General features: G+C 32.5%; 2 protein-coding genes. One reads left to right on the forward strand and one right to left on the reverse strand.

Features of this window, described 5'->3' with window-relative positions; genetic code table 11:
* The first annotated feature begins 841 nt into the window (after positions 1-841).
* Positions 842-1,717 (forward strand): ABC transporter permease, encoded by an 876-nt coding sequence (locus tag F6K13_RS23440; RefSeq protein WP_287288552.1) that lies wholly within the window; start codon positions 842-844, stop codon positions 1,715-1,717.
* Positions 1,718-2,202: 485 nt separating this feature from the next.
* On the opposite strand, the gene F6K13_RS23445 is transcribed toward F6K13_RS23440, so the two are convergent.
* Positions 2,203-3,105, reverse strand: a complete 903-nt coding sequence (locus F6K13_RS23445) for a hypothetical protein (protein ID WP_124154514.1) — start codon at positions 3,103-3,105, stop codon at positions 2,203-2,205.
* Positions 3,106-3,700 lie beyond the last annotated feature (595 nt).

Raw genomic sequence — 3,700 nt, forward strand, 5'->3', positions numbered from 1 at the left:
CAGATAGTCGCTTTACTATTAATGGTTGGATCTGGAGAAATAATTAATAATGAATAATTAATAATGACTTATATTTAAAAGAAGAGAATTGACTAAAAAGATTTTTTTTCTTTTCTCTTTCTACTTGTAGGGTAAAAGTCCGGATAAATAATGAATAATGAATAATTAATAATGAATAATTAATAATGACTTATATTTAAAAGAAGAGAATTGACTAAAAAGATTTTTTTTCTTTTCTCTTTCTACTTGTAGGGTAAAAGTCCGGATAAATAATGAATAATTAATGCGGAAGACGGAGTCAGGAGTTAGGAAAAAGGAAGGATAAAAGTGAGAATTATCTGGGGATATTTAGGCATTTTATATCTGCATTAAATGGAAGTAAAAAGTACAATAACTGTCTCATCGCATTTCATATTAAACCTTAATTATTCAATTATTAAGTAATGAGGTAAAAAATTTGATAATTTCCGAAAAAAACCTACTATTGCGAGAGAATATTGAGATGAATTATGAAATATTTTTTGTCTGTAATTTTTGTGACAATAAAATCTCTCTTATAGCAATTCCTAAGAAGCGTGAGGTACAAAATTCCTTTTTTTAGGGAGTAGGAAGCAGGGAATAGAAAAGAATAAAAACAACTGTGTTTCAGTAACTTGAGAAACGCTATATTACCTAAAAATTGTGGTATAAAGCCTCCCCTTTTAAGCGTATAAAATAGAATATCCATGATGTAAAGCTTCCTTATTGCAGGAGGTACTGATAACTAATAACTGATAACTGATAAATGTCAGATCTGTATATGCTAAAATGCTATTTCTGAAACCAGAGAAATTATAGAATTATGGCAAGTAGATTTTCAGCAACTAAAATGTTTAATCTGTCTAGTAAACCAACTATTTCAATGCAGATGATGTGGGTAGGCTTAATCATTACAGTTTTATTTATATTAATTGCTATTTTATCTCCACTTTTAGAAAATTTAGACTTGCTCCAAGACCCCCAGGAATTTCTCAGTAACCCCATTCATCAATCACCATCTTTTGAACATTGGTTTGGCACAAATCGTCAAGGTTATGATGTATTTTCCCGAACATTATTCGGGGTACAAGTTGCTTGGCAAGTTGTAATTTTAGCCACAGCATTAAGTTTAATTATTGGTGTACCTCTAGGAATGGTAAGTGGTTATCTTGGCGGTAGAATAGATAAGGTTTTAATATTTTTTATGGATACCGTTTATACTTTACCAGGATTATTACTTTCAATAACTCTAGCTTTTGTTGTGGGAAAAGGAATATTAAATGCAGCGATCGCTTTGAGTATTGCTTATATTCCACAATATTATCGAGTAGTTCGTAACCATACAGTTAGTGTAAAAAATGAACTATTTATTGAAGCAGCAAAAGCGATGGGTGCTAATACTTGGAGAGTATTAACTCGTTATTTATTTCTTAATGTTATTCAGAGTGTGCCTGTGTTGTTTACTCTTAATGCTGCAGATGCAGTTTTAGTATTAGGAGGATTGGGATTTTTAGGATTAGGATTACCTCCTGAAACTGCTGAATGGGGAAATGATTTAAGGTTAGCTTTAGATGCTTTACCTACAGGTATTTGGTGGACTGCTTTTTTCCCTGGTTGTGCTTTAACTTTAATGGTAATTGGTTTATCTTTATTAGGGGAAGGATTGAATGAATTTGTTAATCCTAAGTTGAGAAATTAATGAAGAAGGAAGAGGGAATAAGGAAGAAAAAAGAAGGTAAAAGGAAGGTTGATTATTGATATTTTGTTGTTTTAGATATTCTATAAGTCAAGAGTAGTAATGGCAGTTGCTATAAAACCTATTATTGGACTGTTTAATCTTAAATATTGCAGTAGCAAATTTTTAACAGATAACTTCTTCTATAGCGTTTTCAAATGAGATTTCAAACAAGAATTGGTTATTTACTAACAGTAAAAAATTCGGCAAACCTTCTTATACCAATTTGATAAAAGTGCGAGGTTTTAGGTGGTAATGGTTCAAAAATTTAGGATTTTTGTCAAGAGTTGGGCAGAAAAATCAAGGGACGATTCTTCCTACTATCTCCTCTATAATTCCCATTTATCCTGAGTTCCCCTCCTGGGAGGGGTTAGGGGTGGGTTGACTCCTACCCTCAGCCATAAGACTTTTTCAGCAAACCCTAATTATTAATTATTAATTGTTGAAAATTACCATCTACCAAAAGCACCCCATACTGCCCCAGAAATCATGCCCCAAATTGACCCAATACCTGCACCAATAATTACTCCTCTAAGTAAAGTAACTTGACGAATAATTCCTAAACTTAAAAAGAAATCATCCCCCATAGTTGTAGACAAAATAGCTCCAATAATTCCCCAAGCGATCGCTGTCAAAAAACAACCCCAAATTGCTCCAACAATTGCACCTCTTATCCCAATTAATTCTAATGCTAAAGGTAAAGGAGGAGCCATAATTAATCCACCTAATATAATTCCAAATATTGCTCCACCAATAGCACCATTACCACCACCAAAAATTACTGTAGCTATTAATAGTTGAGGCAAGTTACTAGAAGTAATATCAATATTTGCTTGACTCCAAAACAATAAGCAAACTGTGGCAATTATACCTATAATTGTGCCAAAAAAAGACCCCCAAATTGCACCTAAAATTGCTCCCGACTTACCCCAAATTCTCGCACCTCCCAAAAACATAGGAGGTTTAAATAAACTCCAAACAAAACCAAAACTTGCTCCCAAAAATGCTCCTGATATATATGCTTTACCAACATTAGCATCCCGATTTAATATTGCTAACATTAATCCTCCTATAACGCTGCCCAGGAAAAAGCCACCAATAATTCCAAATATTATATAATTTTTGCTAGATTCATCCTGTCTTCCCATTAATGATTTCCAAATTAGGCTAATAACTGTACACCACAAGATACCCATTAATAATGCACTTACAATAGTGACTAAATTTTGATTAATTCCTATGGATAAACCAGCCAAAGTAGCACCAAATAAAACACCCCAAACAGTACCACCAATTGTGCCCCAGATTATCTTATGAACTATATTTGTTTGATTGCTAGGTAACTCTCTCATAATTTTTATTCTTGCTACACTATATCAGGTATTAGATGTTAAGTTTTAGGTGGCTCAACTTTTTTTACCTCATACCTACTACCTAAGACTTACAATCTTATTTTCACTTTAACCTACTACTTAAAATCTTCTTCAATAAACTACTAGAAATCCTGAAAAATTATCTTTACTATCAGGAATTAGAGCATAAGAGGATGCACTACGACAATGCCTAGCACCAATATTCCAAGAGTGTGCTCTATGAAATTTTATATTAATTTTTTTGACTTATATTCCCAAACCTTACCATTTGATAGGGAAAAATTATAATCATTATGCCAACAATTAGCGGATTATTTCTAAACATTTCTGTGCATATAGCAGAAGAAGGAAGGAATAGGGAAAAATTTGGCGTTGTCTAAGTTTTAAGCTTTTGATATATCCTAACCTTTGCTTCGACTGCTATATCACATAAACTAAAAGCATTATCTGAAAAACTATCGATTTTTGTTGTTTGACAATATTTGATGACTATAGAGACTTTTTCATCAGTAGAATTTCCACTTTAATTAGGTAAAAAGGTGTAGTTGTATTTGCACGGACAGATATATTCGCG

The sequence above is a fragment of the Okeania sp. SIO2B9 genome, assembly GCF_010672505.1.
Lineage (GTDB): Bacteria > Cyanobacteriota > Cyanobacteriia > Cyanobacteriales > Microcoleaceae > Okeania > Okeania hirsuta.